This window comes from Emticicia sp. TH156, assembly GCF_002855535.1.
GTDB classification, from domain to species: domain Bacteria; phylum Bacteroidota; class Bacteroidia; order Cytophagales; family Spirosomataceae; genus Emticicia; species Emticicia fluvialis.
This window is the reverse complement of sequence record NZ_PKRS01000016.1, coordinates 14,367-34,773: the sequence shown is the minus strand read 5'-3', so window position 1 is coordinate 34,773 and position 20,407 is coordinate 14,367. Positions and strand designations below refer to the sequence as shown.

Here is a 20,407-nt window from a genome sequence, read left to right as displayed (position 1 = left end):
TTTGCAATAGTGTACGTTTGTTTCTGGCATTGCGTTCAACCCATTATTATTATTGTTTTATAATACCCCTTATTAAATTATGCTTATTCAAACCTTTGAAGAGTACCAGTCCGCCTATGAGGCCAGTGTGCAAGACCCGGAAGGATTCTGGGCGGAAATTGCGGCTAATAATTTTGAATGGAAAAAGCCCTGGAAAAAAGTTTTAGACTGGAATTTTAAAGAACCAAAAATACAATGGTTTGTGGGTGGCAAGCTAAATATTACAGAAAACTGCCTTGACCGCCACGTAAGAGAAAAACCCCAGCATCCTGCCATTATCTGGGAACCCAACGACCCCAACGAAGATAGCATTACACTTACCTACCGCCAGTTGTTTGACCGCGTATGCGCCTTTGCCAACGTTTTAAAAAGAAACGGGGTTCATAAAGGCGACAGGGTTTGTATTTATATGCCTATGATACCTGAGCTGGCCATTGCCGTGCTGGCTTGTGCCCGTATAGGTGCCATACACTCGGTTGTTTTTGGTGGTTTTTCTGCCTCATCTATTGCCGACCGCATAAATGACTCGCAATGTGTGGCAGTTATTACCACAGACGGCGCCGTGCGTGGCAACAAAGCCATACCCATGAAAGACACCGTAGATGATGCCCTGATTGGTTGCCCTTCGGTTAAAAAAGTAATTGTGGCTACCCGCACCCGCACACCTGTAAGTATGATTAAAGGCCGTGATGTATGGTGGGAAGAAGAAGTAAAATATGTAAGCAATGAATGCCCTGCCGAGGAAATGGATGCCGAAGACCCGCTGTTTATTTTATATACATCTGGCTCAACCGGTAAACCTAAAGGTGTGGTGCATACCTGCGGTGGATATATGGTTTATTCTGCCTACACGTTTATGAATGTGTTTCAGTATAAGGCAGGTATGGTACATTTTTGTACTGCAGATATTGGCTGGATTACCGGACACTCTTACATACTCTATGGCCCTTTGGCCTGTGGTGCTATTTCTTTAATGTTTGAAGGCGTGCCTACCTACCCCGATGCCGGCCGTATGTGGGACATTGTGGACAAACACCGTGTAAATATACTTTATACAGCGCCTACGGCCATTCGTTCGTTAATGGGCTTTGGCCCCGAATACGTAGACAGTAAAGACCTAAGCTCACTAAAGGTGCTTGGTTCGGTAGGTGAACCCATTAATGAGGAAGCCTGGCATTGGTACTCAAAAAACATAGGTAAAGATAAATGCCCGGTGGTTGACACCTGGTGGCAAACCGAAACCGGTGGCATTATGATATCGGCACTGGCAGGCATTACTCCGCTGAAACCCGCCTGGGCTTCTCTTCCACTGCCTGGTATACAAATGATGCTGGTTGATGAAAACGGCAACGAGATACTCGGTGGCAATGTAAGCGGAAACCTCTGTATCAAATTCCCCTGGCCGTCAACTATACGCACTACCTGGGGCGACCATGAACGTTGCCGAACCAATTATTTCTCGGCCTATCCTGAGTTGTATTTTACCGGTGATGGAGCCATGCGTGATGAAAACGGGTTTTACCGGATTACAGGCCGGGTTGATGATGTCTTGAATGTATCTGGCCACAGAATAGGCACCGCAGAAGTTGAAAACGCCATTAATATGCACACTGGCGTGGTTGAATCGGCCGTGGTAGGTTATCCGCACGATATTAAAGGACAAGGCATCTACGCATACGTAATTTGTGAGAGCCATCTGAATGACCTTGACCTTACAAGAAGAGATATATTGGCAACGGTATCGCGCGTTATTGGCCCCATTGCCAAGCCAGATAAAATACAGTTTGTAAGCGGTTTACCTAAAACGCGTTCGGGTAAAATTATGCGCCGTATTCTACGCAAAATAGCAGAAGGAGAAACCTCAAATCTGGGCGACATCTCTACTCTGCTTGACCCAAGCGTGGTGCAGGAAATTAAGGAAGGCGCGCAGGCTTTAAAGTAAGCGCAATCCTTTAGCGTCTTATCGCAACCATTTTATAAAAAAGGTTTTACTGTAAGGTAAGACCTTTTTTTTGAACTCTCCACCCACCAAAAACACACTTTTATCCTATTCAATAAAAAAATATTACTAATTTATTTGTCATAACAATTAATTTTATTTTATTTGCATAACAATAATTGTTATAGCAAATATGCCTGTTTATCACAAACTCGGGAAAATACCTGCTAAACGCCATACACAATTCGAAAAGCCGGATGGTGGCGGTTTGTATTATGAGCAGTTATTCGGTACCATCGGTTTCGATGGTATGTCTTCTCTGATGTACCATATTAATAGGCCTACGCAGGTAATGCAAATACAGGAAAGCAAGGATATTGCCCCTCGGCTGGCAGCAACACATCAGTTAATGATGCGCAAGCTGATAGGGTTTAATGTAGAACTGAAGGACGATTATCTCAACAGCCGTACACCTCTTTTGGTTAATAAAGATTGCGTTATTGGCCTTGCAGCACCCATGCTACCATTAAGAGATTATTTTTATAAAAATGCCGATGCCGACGAACTACTTTTTATTCATAAAGGTACCGGTACATTGCGCACCCAACTAGGCAATATTTCTTTTGAATATGGCGATTACCTGGTTATCCCGCGGGGAGTAATTTATCAGATTGATTTTGATACCACCGACAACCGCATTTTATACGTAGAGTCTTACTCTCCTATCTACACACCCAAACGCTACCGCAATTATTTCGGTCAGATGCTTGAACAGGCACCTTTTTGTGAGCGTGATTATAAATTGCCGGAACACCTGGAAACCCATGATGAAAAAGGTGAATTCATCATCAAAATCAAAAAACAGAACCAATTACATAGCCTGATGTACCAATATCACCCATTTGATGTGGTAGGTTTTGATGGCTACAATTACCCCTGGGGTTTTTCCATACACAACTTTGAGCCGATAACCGGACGTGTGCATCAGCCACCTCCGGTACATCAAACCTTTCAGACAGATGCCTTTGTGGTTTGCTCGTTTTGTCCAAGGTTATATGATTATCACCCCAAGGCAATTCCAGCACCTTATAATCACTCCAATATAGACTCTGATGAAGTGATTTACTACGTAGACGGCGATTTCATGAGCCGAAACGACATAGCGCAAGGGCATATTACGCTTCACCCGGGTGGTATTCCGCATGGGCCACATCCGGGAGCAATGGAACGAAGTATCGGCAAGAAAGAAACGCATGAGCTGGCAGTAATGGTTGATACTTTCAGGCCATTAATGCTGACAGAAGAAGCCTTAAAGCTGGACGACGGAAAATATTTTAATAGCTGGATAGAATAAAAAAACTGACAATTATGCTTCATCAACAAATAAATACGCTGGAACCATCAGAAAGTACCAATTTCCTGCCAATTAACGGTACCGATTACCTGGAACTGTACGTGGGCAACTGCAAGCAGGCAGCGCATTATTATCAATCGGCTTTTGGGTTTCAGCCACTAGCCTATGCAGGTCTGGAAACAGGTTTGAAAGACCACGAAAGTTACGTATTGCAACAGGGTAAAATCCGGCTGGTGCTTACTTCGCCACTTCGCGGAGGGACGGAAGTTGGCCTACATATTGACAAGCATGGTGACGGTGTAAAAGTAGTTGCGTTATGGGTTGACGATGCCCGAGATGCCTATTATGAAACGATTTCTCGCGGTGCCAGGCCCTATATGGAACCCATCGTGGAAACAGATGAAAACGGCACGGTTGTGCGTTCGGGTATTCATACCTATGGCGATACCGTTCATATTTTTGTAGAAAGAAGCCAATACAAAGGTGTATTTCTTCCCAATTTCAGGGCATGGAAACCAGATTACCACCCAAGCCCGGTTGGTTTAAAATACGTTGACCACATGGTGGGCAATGTAGGCTGGAATGAAATGAACGAATGGGTTGATTTTTATGGTCGGGTAATGGGTTTTTCTCAACTGGTGAGCTTTGACGACAAAGATATCTCTACTGAATATACCGCATTGATGAGCAAGGTAATGGCTAACGGTAACGGTCGCATTAAGTTTCCAATCAATGAGCCTGCCGAGGGCAAAAAAAAATCTCAGGTAGAAGAGTATCTTGATTTTTACGGCGGTGCCGGTGTGCAGCACCTTGCAGTAGCCACCGATGATATTATTACAACAGTAACCCACCTGCAAGAGCGCGGTGTTGAGTTTTTGCGTGTCCCGGAAAGCTACTACGAGGAGTTAAAAGGAAGAATTGGCGTTATCGATGAAGAGATACAACAACTGAAAGCCCTGGGCATATTGGTTGACCGGGATGAAGAGGGCTATTTGTTACAGATTTTCACCAAACCCATAGAACCCCGCCCGACCATGTTTTTTGAGATTATTCAAAGAAAAGGTGCCAGGTCTTTCGGAAAAGGAAACTTTAAGGCTCTTTTTGAAGCCATTGAACGCGAACAAGTATTGAGAGGCACTTTGTAACAAAACCTGGAAAATCATGAATCAGTCATATTCGTCTTACACGGCAGAAGACCACCAGCTTTGGCGTATGCTGTTTATAAGACAAACCATCAAATTACCCCAACTGGCTAGCAAAGATTACTTAGCAGGTATTGAAAAAGCCGGCTTTGTTGCCGAGCAAATACCGGATTTTGAAAAGGAACTGACTCCCCGTTTGCAGGCGCTAACAGGCTGGTCGGTAATTGGTGTGCCTGGGCTTGTGCCAATAAAAGAGTTTTTTGAACTGCTGGCCGCCAGAAAGTTTCCGGCTTCTACATGGTTAAGAAGCCCGGACCAACTGGAATATCTTGAAGAGCCGGATATGTTTCATGATACATTCGGGCATGTACCCTTGCTTACTAATCAGGCATTTTGCGATTTTCTGGCTGAATTCAGTAAAATTGCATTAAAATATATTGAAGACGAAACAGCTGTTAAACTTATGCAACGGCTGTACTGGTACACGGTTGAGTTTGGTTTGATAAAAGAAGACAATGAGTTGAAAATTTATGGAGGCGGTATTTTGTCGTCAAGTGGTGAAAGTGATTACAGCCTGTATAGCCACCTGCCTGAAAGGGTACCATATAATATCAGAGAAATACTGACAACTGATGTAAAAATTGATGAGTACCAGAAGAAGTACTTCATTGTTGATTCTTACGAGCAACTGTATGGTTCACTGCCTCAATTTGAAAAAATTCTGGAGCAACAATTATTAGTGTGTCAATAATTGACGTTTTTTCCTACTTTTGTAAAACATATTATAGCCAAAAAAGATTATTGCAGAATTTTCTTTTTATAGTTTGGTTGAATTTTGCCCAAACCGGAGGTAATCAAAAGAACAGCATATTTAGCTGCTCAATACACAAAAGGAAGAACTTTATAAAAAATGACACACTCTGACCAACGCTCATACTTTTTTAAAATTGACACCACCATTAAGCGCATCCGCAGCTTTATGCAAAAAGGTCTTACCGATAACGGCATAGACCTAACAGTTGACCAATGGGTAGTGCTTGACCACATAATGCCTAAGCCGGGCATCAGCCAGAACGACCTGGCTGTAGATACCGCCAAAGATGCCCCTACGGTAACCAGGATTCTGGATTTACTGGTAGAGAAAAAGCTTGTGAGACGCCAGATGGCAGACGAAGACAGAAGAAAATTTAATATATACCTGACCGAAGAAGGTGAAAAACTGCACGCACTTGCTTTGGAGGTGATAGGAGAAATCAGACGGAAATCCTGGGATGGGCTGACTGATGCAGATTATGATGAACTGGTAAGAATCATGAACACCATTCATAAAAATGTCAGTTAGGCAGGCACAGGCCTAAAAAAAATCAACATGAATCCATGGTTAGATATAGCAACAGACACAGACTTCTCTATTCATAATCTTCCTTTTGGTATATTTAGTACAGGCAAAGATGCACCGCGCGTAGGTGTGCGCATAGGAGATTATGTAATAGACCTGGAGCAAATGCGCCGGCTTGGTTTGCTCGAAATCCCACGTCATGTTTTTAATCAGCCGTACCTCAATACTTTTATTGGTTTAGGCAAAAAGAAAACTGGTGCAATAAGGCTACTACTGCAAGAATGGCTCATAAAACCGGAATCGCCACTCCAAAAGCACTTTAATCAGATTTTTCATCCGGTTGCGTCCATAAAAATGCACCTACCTGTGCGGGTGGGCGATTATACCGACTTCTATTCAAGTCTTGAACACGCTACAAATGTAGGCAAACTGTTCAGGCCTGCTGACCCACTGGTTGCCAACTGGAAGCACCTGCCCATCGCCTACCATGGCCGCGCCAGCTCAATTGTGGTATCAGGTACACCTATAGTCAGGCCCAAAGGGCAAATAATTCCGGCCAATAGCCGTTTACCTATTTTTTCACCTACCCAAGAATTGGATTTTGAAGTGGAAATTGGAGCAATTGTTGGTAGAAATTCAGACATAGGAGAAAGCATTAGCACCGCGAAGGCTGAAAACTATGTTTTTGGTCTGGTACTTTTTAATGACTGGTCAGCACGTGATATCCAGCGATGGGAATACCAGCCGTTGGGGCCATTTCTTGGTAAAAACTTTGCTTCATCTATGTCGCCATGGGTTGTAACACTTGAAGCGCTTGAGGCTTTCAGGGTAAGCACCCCACTGCAAGACCCTCAACCCTTAGAATACCTGCAATTTGATGGTAAACGTAATTTTGACATAGAGCTGGAGGTAGCTTTACAAACCCCCAACCAGAACACATATCCGATCTCAAGTACTAATTACAGGTATATGTACTGGAATCTGGCACAACAAATAGCACATCATACTATAAATGGCTGTAATTTAAAAGTTGGTGACCTGCTGGCATCAGGCACTATCAGCGGGCCGACACACAATAGTTGCGGCTCTATGCTGGAACTAACCTTCGGAGGCACGCAACCCATTAAATTAGACTTTAACCAAAATAGAACCTTTCTTGAAGACGGCGATTTGTTGACCATAAAAGGGTTCAGCCAAAAAAATGGGCTGCGGGTGGGATTTGGTGAAGTGAGCGGTAAAATACTTGCAGCCAATTGATTTTTTTGTAATTTACTGCCCTGAATCTAAACACCAGGTACCGCAACTTCATGACAAATACAATAATTCTTATCATTTGTGCGCTGATTCTCATTGCGTATATCTTTGATATATCGGCAAAAAACACAAAAATTCCGGGCGTTATTCTTTTACTCTCGGTAGGAATCATATCGCAGATAATAACCACTTATCTGGGTCTTAAAATACCTAATTTAGAGCCATATCTGCCCGTGGTAGGTACAATAGGCCTGATTCTTATTGTACTGGAGGGCTCGTTGGAGCTTGAAATCACAGCTCAGAAAAGAACCCTTTTTGTATCGACAGTGAAGAGCGCTTTTATTGGCCTGGCGCTTTTTAGCCTGATGCTGGCCACAGGCCTGTATTTTCTTATTCATAAGCCTTTTCTTACCTGCCTGATTAACGCAATTCCACTGGGAATCATCAGCAGTGCCATTGCCATACCCAGTGTAAAAAATCTTGATGCCGAAAGCCGAGAATTTGTCATCTATGAAAGTTCTATTTCTGATATTCTTGGCATCATTTTTTTTAACTTTCTGGTTCTGCACAATACTTTCGGGGTGGCAACCTTTACCTCTTTTTTCTTTGACATCGTCATTATTGTAGCGCTTTCAATTGTAGCCAGTCTGGCACTCGGAAGCATGATAAGCAAGCTGAATCATCACATCAAATATATACCCATTATCACCATCCTGATTCTGTTTTACGTAATTGCCAAAATTTATCACCTGCCCTCTCTGGTGTTGGTTCTTATGTTTGGTTTGTTTCTGAATAACGTAAACCTGATTAAGTTTGACTTTATGAAGAAATGGATAAACAACGATACCATTAAGAAAGAGGTGCATTCTTTTGAACACCTGATAGCCGAAGTTACGTTTGTAATCAGGTCTTTCTTTTTTATTCTGTTCGGCTATTACACCAATCTGAAAGCTGTGCTCAGTGCAAGAGATTTTGTAAATGCGGTGGTTATTCTTGCTTTTATATTTGGGGGTCGCTATCTGGTTTTCAGAATACTTAAGGTTAAATCTGACCCGCTTTTATACATTGCCCCCAGAGGACTTATTACTATTTTACTTTTCCTGGCCATACCTGATTCACACCAGATACTTGAGGTAAATAAAGGATTATTAACCCAGGTAATTTTTCTTACAGCCCTTGCCATGATGTTTGGGATGATAAAAACCAGAAACCTTTCAACAAACCAATAATTATTACTGATTAATGCTTACAATTAACCCACTGGATTTAGAACCCAGAATATTTTACAGTTATCTGACAGGCACTGTTGCGCCGCGCCCAATTGCATTGGTAAGCAGTATAGATAATGCCGGCAATGTAAACCTTAGCCCGTTCAGTTTCTTCAATATCATGGGCATTAATCCGCCTTTACTTGTATTTGCTCCCAATAACCGAAGCAGAGACAATTCTAAAAAAGATACCACGCTCAATATCAGCGAAGTGCACGAGGTGGTAATAAATATGGTAGATTACAACATGGTGCAACAGATGTCGCTGGCCAGTGTTGAGTATCCAAAAGGTATAAACGAGTTTATTAAATCAGGTTTTACGCCAGAATCTTCCTTACTCGTCAGGCCACCAAGAGTGAAGGAGTCGCCGGCTCAGTTTGAGTGCAAGGTGCTTGAAGTGCGTGAAATTGGCACCATGAACCTGTTTATCTGCCAGATTATCATGGCTCACTTTGCTGATACCATTATCGGCGAAAACGGACGAATTGATCAACGCAAAACCGATTGGGTTGCGCGCCTGGGTGCTGATTGGTATGCACGTGTGAATGAACCCGCCCTGTTTGAGGTTGAAAAGCCCAATACCAAAATCGGAATCGGTTATGACGCCATACCTGTGCAAATCAGACTTTCAAAAATACTCACCGGTAACCATCTGGGGCAGCTTGGTAATACAGAAGTTTTACCATTACCGGAAGAAATAGAGGCCTACCGCCAGACACCGGCTATCCAAACGTTTTTTGAATTGGCCGCCGGAGACAACGCTGTTCTTACTGATTTTCTTCACCAGGAAGCCCAAAGACTATTAAGCCTAAACAAAGTAAAGGAAGCCTGGCTGGTGTTATTGCAAAATCTGAATTCTTTTGAGCAATAGTCAGTTTGCAGCAGTTTATCAGCAAAAGTAAGTTCAAACCAAATTATTGTTTTTTGCTTCCACCAAACATTTTAAACAAACCGGCTATTATCAGCACAATTACAACCAGTACAATGATAACGCCAGTATTGAAGCCCGCTTCAAAAATACCAACAATAGCATCACAAGAAGATATTCCCAAAACAATACAAATGGCCAATAGATAATTAATCAGTTTCATGATATTTAAAGTTTAGTGAATTTATTGAAACTAATTAAAAAAGCGTGCCAGCCTGTTAATTGGCGGTTGGAGGTGTCGGTCGCCATCTGAATGACTGGGTGTCAATGGCACGCATGGTACACAATATGCCATTGAGGTGGTCATATTCGTGCTGCAGCAATTCAGAGATTGCCCCTTCTACCTGCCAACGTTGCTCCTGCCAGTTTTCATCTCTGTATTTTACCACAAGCGACTGATGACGTTTTACTTTAACGAGCAGATTCGGGAAACTCATGCAATCGTCCCATAGTTCAAACATATCCAGACTAAGATTTTCAAATTCGGGATTAATGATTACAATGGGGCGGTCTATGTTAATGTAAATCAGACGTTTCATTATACCCAATTGCGGGGCAGCAATGCCCCTGCCAAACTGATACTTTGCCCGTATTTCTTCCATTACCTGGTGCAAATCTTTCACCCATTCATGCACAAAAGGCAATTCTTCCTGTTTAACGGGTTCGCAAACTTCATATAAACGGGAGTCCCCCAATAAAAGCAGGTCTTTCAGATGTTTCATTTTACAAATTAATTATTCTGTGCTTCAACCTTGTTTCATAGCCGGTATTTTACTATTTTAACAAATATTAACGTTGTGATAAAAATGAAAAACACAACCTTGACGTTACTATCGGTGCAACAAACATTTTTGCTATGAAAAAAATTTATCTGCTACTCCTCCTACTCCTGGCTGTAGAAAGCTATGGTCAGGTTGTTACTGAATTTCCAAGAATTGATGACCAAAGCAGTGACGAAACGGATATCACTAAAGTTGAATTACGTGGTGAATATACTATTATTCATTTCAGATACCAATTAAGCAAGCGCAAAAACCGCCTTTACAGTTTTCCGCTACCTAATCAGGAACAAAAGACCTACACCACAATTTCTTTTAATCCTGATAGTTATCTGAGCGCAAACGGAAAGTATTTCAGATACATAAAATCGGTGGGAATAGTAGAATTGTCTGATGAACAAAGTGAGCAGCGGGTTTATCCGGGCGAAGTATATAAATTCAGTGTATATTTTGAAAGGCTTGACCCTGGTTTAGAAGTGTTTAATCTTGTTGAGGGTAAAAACCTGCCCGGACAAAAATTGCTTTTCTGGAATTTTAATGGTGTACACATTAAAAATCCTCCAAAAAATACAAACCCTGACGTAATACTTACCATCAGAGGCAAATTAATTGATGCAAGAACACAAAAAACAATTAGTGGTAAAGTAACCTATAAAGTAGACAAGGATACGAAAAAAACTGGCTTCAGGATAGTACAATTGAATGAAGGTTTCTCTTTCTCGTTAAAGCCTGATGCATACACTTTTACGGCAACAGCTGCCGGATATGAAACAACAGAAACCAGTATTGATTTATCTAAACTCAGGAAAGGCCAGCAGTTTACACAGGATATTTATCTGAATCCTGTTCCCTCAAAAACGCCTGAAAAGGTTGCATCAAAAACAATACCGCCACAAGCTGAAACCAAACCCGCTGAGGCTCCGGCAATTGCTGCCCCCAAAAATGAACCGACAAAAGAAGAGGCTGCTCCGGTAAAGGTGGAAGAAAACAAATTCAGGCTTGATAAAGTATATTTTAATACCGGTGAGTCTGGCTTGTTAGACCAATCGTATGAGCAGCTGGATGGCTTACTAAAAATGATGAAGAATAGCCCAACCATGACCATCGTGATTGAAGGCCATACCGATAATGTAGGAGACCCTTCGCAGAACAAACGCTTATCTTTACAGAGGGCATTTAATGTACGGGAGTATCTGGTTCAGAAAGGAATTACAGGTAAACGCATTCAGTTTAAAGGATACGGCGATACAAAACCCATTACAGACAACAGCACTGAGGAGGCAAGAAAGCAAAACCGACGGGTAGAATTTGTAATTGTAACGCCTTAGAAGGTTCTGGGTTATTAAAGAAAATCCGGAAATAATCAGAACCTGATATTTTCAATGATATCTGAGGCTATCATGGCAGTAGTGCCTTTAAGCTGAGCGGCTCTGTCGCCGGCTAAACCGTGTTCATAAACGCCCAGCAAAGAGGCATTTATTGGAGTATAGCCCTGCGCCAGCAGTGCCAGAATCATACCTGTCAGTACATCGCCGCTGCCTCCTTTTGCCATTCCGGCATTACCTGTTGAGTTAAAATAAATTTTACCATCTGGCGAGGCAATTGCGGTAAAGGCGCCTTTTAGACAAACAATACACTGATGCCTTACCGCAAAGGCTGCCAGAAGGTCAAGTTTTTCGTAGTCATTTGCCCAAGTTTTACCAATTAATCTCTGAAATTCTTTCGGATGGGGTGTCAACACAGCACCTGCCGGTATCAGGCTTAATTGATGGTTATCGGCAGCAATGATATTCAATGCATCGGCATCAATAACTACTGGTACTTTAACATTTTTCAGGATAGCCTCAATCATGCTGGCAGTACCAGGATTTGTACCAATACCACAACCGATACCAATAGCCTGATAATTGTTTAGGGGTGGCATATCTTCCAGTTCTTTCTGATTGTCGGTAGGCAGGCACATGGCTTCCGGTACTGAGGACTGAAGAATTGTATATCCGCAAGCCGGAGTATAAACAGTTACCTTACCAACGCCCGAACGAAGACAGGCCCGTGAAGATAGAACGGCAGCGCCGATCATACCAAAACTGCCGGCAATCATTAAAGCATGGCCAAAATTACCTTTATTAGAGAATTTATTTCTTGGTTTTATTAATTGCCTGGCCATTGGGGCATCAGTGTATTCATATCCTGAATTAAGCTGACTGATAAATCCGTCATGCAAGCCTATATTAACCACCCACCAATCGCCCACGTAAGCAGCATTTTGAGGAAGAAAAAAAGCAAGTTTGGGCGTCTGAAAAGTAATAGTTTGGTTTGCCTTTACAATTACATCATCAGACCCGTTTGGTGAATCAGCAAATAAACCTGACGGAATATCAACTGAAACCAGCTCTGCGGCACTTGCATTAAGATTGATAACCAGTGTTTTAAGTATCCCTTCAAGAGGCCTAGAAAGCCCGGCTCCCAGTAATGCATCAATGTATAAATAATCTGGATTAATGAGCGGCAAGTCGACATCTGCCTTGCATAGGCGGACATCAATTTTATTAACAAGCCGGCCAAGATTTGTTTTAAAGTTATCAGACTTTCGTTCAGAATAATCCAGCACAATAACTTCTACCTCAAAACCTGAATGATAGAGCATTCTAGCAATTGCCAGACCATCACCGCCATTATCACCCAGCCCACATAAAACCACAATTTTCTTATAAGAAACACTATATTTGCTTTCAAAGAAATTTACAAATGCCCGTGCAGCGCGTTCCATGAGGTCTATTGAGGCAATATGCTCGTTTGCAATGGTGTACTCATCTGCCTCTTTCACATCAGACACATAATTACCAGCATTAGTACGTCTCCTTGTCAATAGAATCTTCATAGCTTTTGTGCTTCTAATGAATACCTAACCCTTTTTCAAATTATAGACTGTTATGGTGGCTGCCAACAAGCAACATACTATTTTAAACCAGATTCATTTCAATAGTAAGTGGCTGTAATTTAGAGGCCGATTGAGTTAATTCTGATTTCTTTTCTATTATGAAATCTTCATACATCAACATCATAACATCCTCTTCATAATTTCCAATCTGTTCAATGTTTTCTATGCCGTTCAAATTATTAACAATAAGCCGGAAGAAGTCCACACCGGCACCAAAGGCATGAGGATACCCTCCGCCGAATCTGGGATTAATTTCAGACAAATAATATTGCCCATTTACATAAAATAAGTCCAGGTCTATGGGTCCGTAAAACTCAAACTTACTTATTACTTTCTTTACAAAATTAACAAGATTGATGTCATTAAAAGAAACTGTTTTGATGGCCCCTCCGGCGCGCGATTCTATCTTCTGCTTGGAAAATACAGAGACAGGTTTTCCGCTTAAACAATCAACATATACATCTACATCCAGGTCAAGGCCTGTCATCAATGGCTGTATAATGTAGTCGGTTTGTGCATTTTCAAGCCTTTGTTTCAGTTCGTTAAGGCCATTAATTTTTGCAGCTCCTATGCTTCCGCTTCCTTTTCGGGGTTTTATAAAAACAGGAAAAGAAATCTCTCCTTTATTAAGACCCTCCACAAAATTTTCAAACGTATGGTAAGTCAGAATGGTTGGTATCTGATGTGTTTGTAAATACTCAAACATTCGATACTTATCATAGCATATACTTGCGGTTTCTTCAGTAGGCACCAAGGGCAAAATACCGTTTTCGATAAATTTATGTCTGTTTTTCCCTAGTATCTCAATTTCGGGGTCAATAAGCGTAGTAATTGCCGAAATACCTTCAGATTGGCACAAATCTAGCAGGTACTCAATGTACTGGCCGTCAGTTATGGCCGGTGGAATAAAATGGCGGTCTGCCGCAAATAAAGCCGGAGCGAAAGGGTTTTTATCAATTGCAACGATACTTAGGTCTTTTTGAGATTTTCTTAAATCTTTCAGCAGTCTGACTCTCCTGCCCACCGAGCAGAATAATATTGCATTCATTTTAGGTTGGTGATTTTTATACTCAAGCCCATCTTAAATAAAGAAAGCGATTGAATAATCTACATATTGGTTTAAAGATACTCGCCGAATCTGATAATTCAAATCAACTGTTCCTTAAAAGCAAGAATGATTGGTGGTTCTAACCGTAGAGGCTCAAAAAATAAGTTAAGGAGTGTTAACTCTTATAAGTTTATCATATTTGGCATGCAATACACCGGGTTTATAATTAATATATTGATCAATGTTATTACCATTGCTGAGCCATTCAAGGTAAATTGCCGGAGTATTAATACCTGCCAGATGTGAGAAAGGGTATCCACCGCCGAATCTGGGATTTAAATCAATAACGTAATAGTTATCTCCGGATTTGAGCACATCGCAGTCTAAATTACCGATATGCTTCAAATGGCTTCCTATGCGTTGGCCTATAGATTCGAGATCGCTGTTCAGAACCGATATGGCTTTGTCGGTTGAACCAGCGCGCATTCCAATTTTTTTTCTGGCGAAGGTTCCAACATATTCTCCGTTGAGGTTGTTAAGCACATCAATTCCATACTCTACTCCGGTAATTTTCTCCTGAATCAAAATAGCAGCATCGGCTTTTCCACTATTTGCTTTGGCCAGTATTGTTCTTGATAACCGCTTAGCGAGTAGTTGATAAACTAGCTCAAGTTCTGTGGTATCGTCGGCAATGTCTATTCCAATAGAACCACTTCCCCATCTTGGTTTCAGAATTACCGGAAAACGCAGGCTTCCATTTTCTAAGGCATCTTTTGCTTCATTCAGGCTTACAAAACTTTTGGGAGACCCCAACCCCACTGTCTCAAGAAATCGGATAGTCTGCAACTTATCAAAGGTAATATCAATTACTGAGGAAGAGGAAACAATTACCTGAACATTTATTTTACTGAAAAGCTCCTTTGAAGCCGCCAATATGGGCAATTCAAGGTCAATGAGCGGGATAACCGCCTTGATATTGTTCTTTTTTACAATTTCAAGAATGGTATCAATGTATGTATCATCATAAATAGACGGCACATGAATAGCCACATCGGCCTCTGCAAGTGCCGCGGCTGTCAGGTTTGAATCGGTAGCATACACCTTTCCTCTGCCTTTTAAGGCCTCCTTGAAATAATTAATCAGGTAGTTTCTTCTGCCTGCGCAAGTGAATAAAATATTCATCTTAAATCATTAAAATCAAATATGTTTCCTGCACTAATAGGTAAATATTTGAAAAAGAAACAGCATTGATAGTTATAAGTAAAATTGCCACAGCACTGATATGATACCTATTAAGATGTTAAAGAAACAATATCTGAAGAATACGACTGCTGTTTCCAATCATCTTTTAAAAGGCCAAAAATACAGCGGTCGATAAAACCACCATTTTTGAATTTATGCTTTCTAAGTAAGCCCTCCTGTTGAAATCCTAATTTTAAGTAAAGCTTATTTGCCCTTGTATTGTAGCTGTTGGTGTACAAATAAATTTTATTAAGATTGAATTTATTAAATGCATAGTTGGTAGTAAATTGGGTAGAAGCTTTACCAAAACCCTGACCCTGTTTCTCAGGATTAACCAGAATATAATACTCGGCCAAACCATCTGCAAAATCAATATTGGTTAAGCCGGTCATAGCTACCACTTCATTTTCTTCTTCAAATACCAAATCTATACGCAGCTGATTACCCTTAATTCTATCATACCAACTTTCCATCTCCTCAAAAGTTAACGGATACTGCATATTCATGTACTGGTAAACGTCAGGATGATTTAACCAGGCCAAACGGTTCTCTAAATGGGTTCTACTTAACTTCTTTACTTTCATTATTTCTAATCTTTTCATTAAAAAATTGCTCTATGGGTACAAGCGCAATGTCATCAGAAGAAAGTACTTTTTTTATAGTTTTAAATAGAATTTTGATATCAAACCATAAAGAGAGATGATCGACATAGTACACGTCTAATTCAAATTTCCTATGCCATGAAATAGCATTACGGCCATTTATTTGCGCCCATCCGGTTATTCCAGGTCTAACCTCATGCCTTCTTTTTTCAAAATCATTGTAATAATCGAGATATCTTTCCAGCAATGGTCTGGGGCCAATAAGGCTCATGTCACCTTTCAGAACATTTATTAACTGGGGTATTTCGTCAAGCGATGCGTTGCGGATAAATTTCCCTATCCCGGTTAGTCTTTGCTCATCCGGCAGTAATCTACCATTGGCATCCTTTTTTTCATTCATTGATTTGAACTTGATAATTGAAAAAATCTTCCCATTTTTTCCGGGTCTTTTCTGAAAAAAAAACGGTTTACCTTCATTTACAAAATACAAACAAACAGTTATGACTAAAAAAACAGGGCTAAAAATCAATAACCCGAAAAAAGAAAAAAAGATGTCAAAGAATCGCTTGAAAAAAAATCGATACATTTTGGGAACAATAAGCTCTTATTAAAGAATTACGTCAAAACGAAAAAATATCTGAAAAAAGTAAAACTTTAGTGAGCGGGTTTAATATTTATTAAAAATAGAAAAAATAAACAGTTTAACTAAGCATTACTACTTAATTTTTTTAATGAAGTGTTTTTAATATTCAATATCATGGCTACTAAAAACAAACCTTTCACTAAAAATAAGGTTATTGATAAAAGCAATTATTGTAAATCATAGGCCAATTTAAAATCAGGATTATTCTTGATTCCCTTCGCACAAATTTGGGTCATGGTCAGATCCGGATTATTATTGCCCTCTACAATTACTGGCCCATCGTTAGTATATGCAATATCCCAACCTATAATTTCTTTGTCCGGAAACGCCAGTGCGGCCTCGGTTACCAGATTAATAATCGCTGCTGGATAAGGCAGGCTGCATCCTTTGAAAACAAAACCAGTATTCGGATGCTGAAAAAATGAACGCCCTCCGCATTTGGGCAGCTGGTAGGCCACTTCACCAAGCTCATTTTTTTGTATGTCATAGTTTACAAACATACCTCCCATAGCGCCATTATCAACAAAAGAATTCCCGGTACCCATTTTCAGGAAACTACTCAGCATAACTACTTTACCATGGTTAAAAAAAGTGCTTACTCTTAGTGTGTTTACACTATTCGGGTTGATGTTATTTAAAAGGTTGTGTTGGATAATACCAACTTCAATAATATATGCTTCATGGCGAGTCAATAATGAAATGTTAATACTTTGCCCCCTTTCAAATTTAAAAATGCCTTTTCCCCCAAGGCCACTTGCCTGTTTAATAAAAATACTCCCGTGCTTTTCAAGCCATTTATTGACAACTGACTGCACGCTAAGTTTGTCAGTTAAAGGTATCAATTCTCCGGAATCGCTGATGATTGTATTGTGCTTTATTTCTCCCAGAAATTTTACAATTGGTAAACCTTTTTTTTGAAGGTACATTCTGAAAGCAATCTTATTGCTCAGTACTGAATGATACCCATTGTGCAGATGAAATTTTTCTGGTATCGTCACTAACTCCTCTCTACTTAAGTAATCGTTTACCTTACCAGAATTCTTTTTGTACATCAGGCATGTAAAATAATGGCTAATCCGGTTGTAATTGTATTGGCTCTTCAAAGCCCTGATATCTTTCAGCATTGCAAAAATCGGCTTCCGGTCAGAATCCAGCAAAAAGTAGAAAGCAAACTTAATAATTGAGTTTATATTCATACATTTTACAATGATTTTAGAACAGATATACCTATCCGAGTTTCGAAACAACGTATTTTCTTTTACCAGAGGGTTCCATCGGAATGCTAAATTCTGTCATTATTGAAATTACGCTTTCCTTACCAAAAATCACTTTCAGTTTTTCAACCATTGCATTTTCATCAATGATTGGTTTATCTTTTTTCTTATAAGCAATCTTCAAGGTAAAATGAAATTCGGTTTCCTGAATGAACTGATACTGACTAATGTTATCATTCAAATTGAAGAGTTCCCGCATCAGTATTGTTACTGCATAAGGTGAAATGGTTTTGCCATCAGTGGTTTTCAGAAAGTCTAGTTTTCTGCCGCTAATTTCTGTAAGTACCCTTCTGCCATCTTCTTGTAATTGGTATCTACCTATATCTCCGGTATCGTACCTGATCATCGGTACTGCCTTGTTAAACAAATCGGTAACTACAATACGGGCTTCTTCCCCCGCAGAGGCAGGTGCATCCGAATCAGTTTTCAGGAACTCAAAATAATAACTGGCCTCATTGAGACAAAAAAAATCTCCGCCTGCTGCAGGCTGTTGCGCAAGAATACCGTTTTCCTGATTAGAATATCTTGAAATAACCGGGCATTTGAATACCTCAATCATTTTAAGCCTGGTGTCGGCTGGTAGCTCTTCTGCACCAGTAAAAATTGCCTTAATATTCCATCTGTATTCACCTGGGCTGATATGATTCATTAAACTTACAAATGAAGAGGCATACGACAATAACACCTTCGAATTGGTATCGGCAAGCATGGTTTTAACAAAATTCCGGGCTCCGCTATCGTCAATTTCAGAGGTATCAAACATACGGAAATTCTCTTTGAGCTGTGTCCAACTGCTTCTTTGATTCAAGTCATTCCAGATTCTCATTGAGTAGATTCTGTCTCCGGGATGATAACCACCGAGCTCGTAAAAATAAAGCAGATCTGCCTTATTTCTTGCGGCTTTATCAGAATCCTGAAAAATCTTGAACGGAATACCACTTGACCCACTGGTAGACATTTTTTTCAATCTGTCTTTCAGATTCAGATACTGGCGAGAGAACATTGAATCCATGTTGTCTTGAAAATCCTTTTTCTTCAAAACAGGAAACGATTCAATGCTTTGATGGTTAAAACAACTATAAAAAGGAGAGTTAGCGGTGGCATACAACAATATTGAAGATAACCTGTTACTTTTTGTTACTTCAGACAAAGGTTCATTTTTATTAATACCTCTGACCTCTCTAAAGTGCTTGTAAACTGGCGAGCCCCTCAGAAAATCTGAAATCCAAAAAATATAAAACCTAATATCTTTCATTATTGACAAGCAGAAAATTCAATTACCGCAGCTTCATTAAGCCCGGCTAAACTAAAAATACCAATTTCACACATTAAACTTTAGAAATAATGTACTTTCTTTTTCCTGACTTCTCAGACGGTATTTCGTCTGCTCTGATAATTTCAATTACACTTTTCTGGCCAAAAATATCTCTCAGTTTCGTTTCCAGGTCTTTGGCAATGGTTATAATGTCTTCTTCACCCGCACATTTCAAAATCATTTTAAAAGCGGTGAGGCTCTCCTGAATAAATTGAAACTGGACAATATGGTTATATTCCCACATCAGATTGGTAATTACATGCGGAGAGAGCATTTTACCATCATTCGTTTTTAAAAAATCAGTGTACCGGCCATTTATTTCAGATAATATTCTTTTGCCCTCTTCATCAATACGAAAAACACCTATATCACCGGTATCATATCTGATTATTGGCATTGCTTTGTTAAATAAATCTGTAACGACAATCCTTGCTTTTTCTCCTTCTTCTGCGTTTTCGTCTGACCCAATCTTTAAAAACTCGAAATGATAACTACCCTCGTTTAACCTGAAAAAATTTTCACCTGTTATGGGTTGCTGCCCTAAAATCCCGCATTCCTGATTTGAATACCTTGACATAACAGGGCACCGGAATGTCTCCTGCATCTGATTCTTTATATTCACCGGTAACTCCTCAGCGCCAGTAAAAAAAGCCTTAATACTCCAATTTATGTTAACATTTCTGATTTTGTCCATTAGTGCATGGATGGTTGAGGCATAAGCTAATAGTACTTTTGGCCTTGTGTCTGCAACCATGCTCTCTGTAAATTGATTTGCGCCTTCAATATCCAGATTTATCAGATTAAATTCTTTCAGGTTTTCAAAAAATCGGCTAAGTACCGGTTTCCGGTTCAGTTTTGTCCATGTGCGCATGAAATAAAACCTGTCTCCTATATCATACCCACCAATTTTGTAAAAGAACAATAAATCGGCCTTATTTCTTCTGAATTTTTCGACGTTCTGATATACCTTGAGCGGGGTACCCGTTGAACCACTGGTGGTCATGGTTTTAAGAGATTCTCTAATATCGGCATACTCTCTTGAAAACAAGGCCTCAATATTACGCATAATACTTTGTTTGGTAAGTACCGGATAAGTGCTTAAATCCTGGGCAACACAATCTTTATAAAATGCGGTGTTTTGCGTAGCGTAAGTTAATAAATCAAATAATCTATTGTTTTTTTGCTTTACCGACCCAGGTTCGCTTTTATAGATGCTTTCAATTTCTTTATAGTGTTTTCTGATTTTTGAACCCTTTAAGTAATCGACCAACCAGAATATGTAGTAGCGTATGTTTTTCAC

The 20,407-nt window shown here is 40.2% G+C and carries 19 protein-coding genes; 9 read left to right on the top strand and 10 right to left on the bottom strand.

The genetic code is table 11. The features are described from left to right. The first annotated feature begins 79 nt into the window (after positions 1-79). The 8 genes from acs to C0V77_RS21820 all read left to right on the top strand — a co-directional run bounded on the left by acs (position 80) and on the right by C0V77_RS21820 (position 9,206). Positions 80-1,981, top strand: coding sequence for an acetate--CoA ligase (gene acs / locus C0V77_RS21855; protein ID WP_101728526.1), 1,902 nt, complete (start codon positions 80-82; stop codon positions 1,979-1,981). Between the two features lie 190 nt (positions 1,982-2,171). Further along, positions 2,172-3,332, top strand: a complete 1,161-nt coding sequence (locus C0V77_RS21850; RefSeq protein WP_101728525.1) for a homogentisate 1,2-dioxygenase — start codon at positions 2,172-2,174, stop codon at positions 3,330-3,332. A 14-nt stretch (positions 3,333-3,346) separates the two neighbouring features. Beyond that, entirely contained in the window at positions 3,347-4,477 is a 1,131-nt protein-coding gene (hppD, locus tag C0V77_RS21845; RefSeq protein WP_101728524.1) for a 4-hydroxyphenylpyruvate dioxygenase, read from the top strand. Between the two features lie 16 nt (positions 4,478-4,493). After that, positions 4,494-5,225: a phenylalanine 4-monooxygenase gene (gene phhA / locus C0V77_RS21840; protein ID WP_101728523.1), complete on the top strand. Its 732-nt coding sequence runs from the start codon at positions 4,494-4,496 to the stop codon at positions 5,223-5,225. Positions 5,226-5,384: 159 nt separating this feature from the next. Then, positions 5,385-5,816, top strand: coding sequence for a MarR family winged helix-turn-helix transcriptional regulator (locus C0V77_RS21835; RefSeq protein ID WP_101728522.1), 432 nt, complete (start codon positions 5,385-5,387; stop codon positions 5,814-5,816). A gap of 27 nt (positions 5,817-5,843) precedes the next feature. Next, positions 5,844-7,070 carry a fumarylacetoacetase gene (gene fahA / locus C0V77_RS21830; RefSeq protein WP_101728521.1) on the top strand — a complete coding sequence of 409 codons (1,227 nt, stop codon included), beginning with the start codon at positions 5,844-5,846 and terminating at the stop codon, positions 7,068-7,070. A gap of 50 nt (positions 7,071-7,120) precedes the next feature. Beyond that, positions 7,121-8,296: a cation:proton antiporter gene (locus tag C0V77_RS21825; protein ID WP_101728520.1), complete on the top strand. Its 1,176-nt coding sequence runs from the start codon at positions 7,121-7,123 to the stop codon at positions 8,294-8,296. Positions 8,297-8,309: 13 nt separating this feature from the next. Then, entirely contained in the window at positions 8,310-9,206 is an 897-nt protein-coding gene (locus C0V77_RS21820) for a flavin reductase family protein (RefSeq protein WP_101728519.1), read from the top strand. A gap of 43 nt (positions 9,207-9,249) precedes the next feature. Here the strand turns inward: C0V77_RS21820 and C0V77_RS23270 are convergent, their stop codons facing one another. Both C0V77_RS23270 and C0V77_RS21815 read right to left on the bottom strand, forming a co-directional pair. Next, positions 9,250-9,426, bottom strand: coding sequence for a hypothetical protein (locus C0V77_RS23270; protein WP_173830576.1), 177 nt, complete (start codon positions 9,424-9,426; stop codon positions 9,250-9,252). 55 nt (positions 9,427-9,481) lie between these two features. Next, complete coding sequence (locus C0V77_RS21815) at positions 9,482-9,985, bottom strand: peptide deformylase (protein ID WP_101728518.1); 504 nt, start codon at positions 9,983-9,985, stop codon at positions 9,482-9,484. Between the two features lie 134 nt (positions 9,986-10,119). Between C0V77_RS21815 and C0V77_RS21810 the strand changes: the two genes are divergently transcribed. Then, positions 10,120-11,370: an OmpA family protein gene (locus C0V77_RS21810; RefSeq protein ID WP_101728517.1), complete on the top strand. Its 1,251-nt coding sequence runs from the start codon at positions 10,120-10,122 to the stop codon at positions 11,368-11,370. 35 nt (positions 11,371-11,405) lie between these two features. Here C0V77_RS21810 and C0V77_RS21805 read toward each other — a convergent pair whose 3' ends face one another. From C0V77_RS21805 to C0V77_RS21770, 8 genes are all read right to left on the bottom strand, one after another. Next, positions 11,406-12,923 carry an NAD(P)H-hydrate dehydratase gene (locus tag C0V77_RS21805; protein ID WP_101728516.1) on the bottom strand — a complete coding sequence of 506 codons (1,518 nt, stop codon included), beginning with the start codon at positions 12,921-12,923 and terminating at the stop codon, positions 11,406-11,408. An 82-nt stretch (positions 12,924-13,005) separates the two neighbouring features. Next, positions 13,006-14,031: an ATP-grasp domain-containing protein gene (locus C0V77_RS21800; RefSeq protein WP_101728515.1), complete on the bottom strand. Its 1,026-nt coding sequence runs from the start codon at positions 14,029-14,031 to the stop codon at positions 13,006-13,008. Positions 14,032-14,196: 165 nt separating this feature from the next. Continuing rightward, the gene (locus C0V77_RS21795; protein WP_101728514.1) at positions 14,197-15,213 is read right to left on the bottom strand and encodes an ATP-grasp domain-containing protein; all 1,017 of its coding nucleotides are present in this window, start codon (positions 15,211-15,213) and stop codon (positions 14,197-14,199) included. A 110-nt stretch (positions 15,214-15,323) separates the two neighbouring features. Continuing rightward, positions 15,324-15,875 carry a GNAT family N-acetyltransferase gene (locus tag C0V77_RS21790; RefSeq protein WP_101728513.1) on the bottom strand — a complete coding sequence of 184 codons (552 nt, stop codon included), beginning with the start codon at positions 15,873-15,875 and terminating at the stop codon, positions 15,324-15,326. Beyond that, the gene (locus tag C0V77_RS21785) at positions 15,835-16,461 is read right to left on the bottom strand and encodes a sugar transferase (RefSeq protein ID WP_101728512.1); all 627 of its coding nucleotides are present in this window, start codon (positions 16,459-16,461) and stop codon (positions 15,835-15,837) included. The genes C0V77_RS21790 and C0V77_RS21785 overlap by 41 nt, the downstream gene beginning before the upstream one ends. 224 nt (positions 16,462-16,685) lie before the next feature. Then, positions 16,686-17,714, bottom strand: coding sequence for a sugar-transfer associated ATP-grasp domain-containing protein (locus C0V77_RS21780; RefSeq protein ID WP_101728511.1), 1,029 nt, complete (start codon positions 17,712-17,714; stop codon positions 16,686-16,688). Between the two features lie 31 nt (positions 17,715-17,745). Then, on the bottom strand, positions 17,746-18,942 hold the full coding sequence (locus C0V77_RS21775) for a hypothetical protein (RefSeq protein WP_143706160.1): 1,197 nt from the start codon (positions 18,940-18,942) through the stop codon (positions 17,746-17,748). A 178-nt stretch (positions 18,943-19,120) separates the two neighbouring features. Next, on the bottom strand, positions 19,121-20,407 hold the full coding sequence (locus C0V77_RS21770; protein WP_143706159.1) for a hypothetical protein: 1,287 nt from the start codon (positions 20,405-20,407) through the stop codon (positions 19,121-19,123).

Coding starts and splice junctions, on each gene's coding strand:
- C0V77_RS21780 (WP_101728511.1), bottom strand. CDS start 17,714: ATGAATATAAACTCAATTATTAAGTTTGCTTTCTACTTTTTGCTGGAT.
- C0V77_RS21790 (WP_101728513.1), bottom strand. CDS start 15,875: ATGAAAAGATTAGAAATAATGAAAGTAAAGAAGTTAAGTAGAACCCAT.
- fahA (WP_101728521.1), top strand. CDS start 5,844: ATGAATCCATGGTTAGATATAGCAACAGACACAGACTTCTCTATTCAT.
- C0V77_RS21850 (WP_101728525.1), top strand. CDS start 2,172: ATGCCTGTTTATCACAAACTCGGGAAAATACCTGCTAAACGCCATACA.
- acs (WP_101728526.1), top strand. CDS start 80: ATGCTTATTCAAACCTTTGAAGAGTACCAGTCCGCCTATGAGGCCAGT.
- C0V77_RS21805 (WP_101728516.1), bottom strand. CDS start 12,923: ATGAAGATTCTATTGACAAGGAGACGTACTAATGCTGGTAATTATGTG.
- phhA (WP_101728523.1), top strand. CDS start 4,494: ATGAATCAGTCATATTCGTCTTACACGGCAGAAGACCACCAGCTTTGG.
- C0V77_RS23270 (WP_173830576.1), bottom strand. CDS start 9,426: ATGAAACTGATTAATTATCTATTGGCCATTTGTATTGTTTTGGGAATA.
- C0V77_RS21785 (WP_101728512.1), bottom strand. CDS start 16,461: ATGTATCGATTTTTTTTCAAGCGATTCTTTGACATCTTTTTTTCTTTT.
- C0V77_RS21810 (WP_101728517.1), top strand. CDS start 10,120: ATGAAAAAAATTTATCTGCTACTCCTCCTACTCCTGGCTGTAGAAAGC.
- C0V77_RS21835 (WP_101728522.1), top strand. CDS start 5,385: ATGACACACTCTGACCAACGCTCATACTTTTTTAAAATTGACACCACC.
- C0V77_RS21800 (WP_101728515.1), bottom strand. CDS start 14,031: ATGAATGCAATATTATTCTGCTCGGTGGGCAGGAGAGTCAGACTGCTG.
- hppD (WP_101728524.1), top strand. CDS start 3,347: ATGCTTCATCAACAAATAAATACGCTGGAACCATCAGAAAGTACCAAT.
- C0V77_RS21815 (WP_101728518.1), bottom strand. CDS start 9,985: ATGAAACATCTGAAAGACCTGCTTTTATTGGGGGACTCCCGTTTATAT.
- C0V77_RS21825 (WP_101728520.1), top strand. CDS start 7,121: ATGACAAATACAATAATTCTTATCATTTGTGCGCTGATTCTCATTGCG.
- C0V77_RS21820 (WP_101728519.1), top strand. CDS start 8,310: ATGCTTACAATTAACCCACTGGATTTAGAACCCAGAATATTTTACAGT.
- C0V77_RS21795 (WP_101728514.1), bottom strand. CDS start 15,213: ATGAATATTTTATTCACTTGCGCAGGCAGAAGAAACTACCTGATTAAT.